We start from the raw sequence: 864 nt of genomic DNA, 5'->3' as shown, positions 1-864 counted from the left end.
GACCTTGTGGTGACGAAGACTGTGGTCGAGATTGTCTCCCTGCAATACGCGGTCGAGCGGCTGTCCTTGCTGCTGGCCGATGTGGATGCGGCTGGTGACCTTAACCGGCTGGAAATGAGCCGCGCCTTGGTGCAGCGGGTTGGCGCGGCAACGGCGCGCTTTTCTGAGGAAATTGCGGTTGCGACGGGGCCGGATAGCGCGCTGGTCCAGCAAATCACGGATCTGCAGGCCTCTCTGACCGCTGCGGATGTCTCCCTATCCGCGCTCATCAGCACGGAGAGCACCACCCGGGCCAGCGCCGACAGCGCTTTGGCGGTGCAGATCAGCACCGTGCAATCAAATCTGGAGACCGCCAGCGCCGGACTATCCGCATCCATCACCAGTGAGGCTGGCACCCGGGCCAGCGCCGACAGCGCCCTCAGCAGCCAAATCACCACGCTCCAATCAAGCATGGAGACGGCGAACACTGCCTTGTCGGCGTCGATCTCCTCCGAAGCCGGAACGCGGGCCAGCGCCGATACGGCACTGGCGACGCAGATCGATACTCTTGAAGCGGCGCTGGATGATGTCGGCGCGAGCCTCAACGTCCGGTATGTCGCGGTGGTGACGCCCTCCGGTGCATTGGCGGCTTACGAGTTGGAGGCAACCGCAGAGGGAGCCAGGGCTGGCTTCCGCATCATCGCGCGATCCGATGGCTCCGGCGGCGCGATCGGCGATATCGAGTTTGACGCCGACCGCTTTTTCATTACAGCACCGGACCTGCCCGGGGTGGCGGTGTTCCTGGTGGATAATACGGGGCCTGAGCCGGTCCTTTACCTCAATGGTGATCTGATCGCTGCCGGCTCAATCACGGCCTCGCATCTG

General features: G+C 63.8%; 1 pseudogene. It reads left to right on the top strand.

Features of this window, described 5'->3' with window-relative positions:
• Window positions 1–21 precede the first annotated feature (21 nt).
• Window positions 22–864: pseudogene (locus EJ105_RS27655) on the top strand (hypothetical protein); the annotation flags it as partial.

The organism is Xanthobacter aminoxidans (genome assembly GCF_023571765.1).
GTDB classification, from domain to species: domain Bacteria; phylum Pseudomonadota; class Alphaproteobacteria; order Rhizobiales; family Xanthobacteraceae; genus Xanthobacter; species Xanthobacter aminoxidans.
The sequence above is the reverse complement of the archived record's forward strand: the minus strand, read 5'-3'. Positions and strand labels throughout refer to the sequence as shown.